Genomic DNA, 496 nt, shown 5'->3' on the forward strand with positions numbered 1-496 from the left:
GGCCCGCCGGTGCGGCGCGGCTTACTTGCCGGGCGTCAGCATGGCCTGCACGGACGTCTTGATCAGGCGGTTCACCGCGCCGGACCTGACCTGCTGCGCGAGGTAGTCGTTGAGCACGTCGAGGTCGGCCTTCGGCGTGTCCTTGCGCAGCCCGAACGCCACTTCCTGCTGGGCGAGCGGCGGCGCGGGATTGAAGCTGGCGGCCCAGTCCGGGTGCGCTTCGGTCAGCAGCATGTTGGTGATGTTCGCGTCGGCGAGCAGGTCGGCGCGCTTCGAGATCAACGACAGGCGCGTCTCGTCGTTGCCGGGCAGCCGCATGATCCGCGCCTGTTTCAGTTCGGCCGAAATCGCCTTGTCCTGCGACGTGCCGGACATCACCGCGACCGTGATGTTCGGCTTGTCGATGTCGGCGAGCGAGCGCAGGTTCTTCGCGATCTTCGGGTTGTTCTTGTTGTAGACGAACGAAACGTTGTAGTCGGTCGCCGGCGCCGAGAAT

Annotated in this window: 1 protein-coding gene; it reads right to left on the reverse strand. The window is 65.9% G+C overall.

The annotated features are described in order from the left end of the window. Nucleotides 1-21 precede the first annotated feature (21 nt). Nucleotides 22-496, reverse strand: a 475-nt coding sequence (locus Q3A80_RS31950) for a substrate-binding periplasmic protein (RefSeq protein ID WP_446332758.1), incomplete at its 5' end; no start/stop codon positions are given.

Source organism: Burkholderia sp. SR8 (assembly GCF_052851275.1).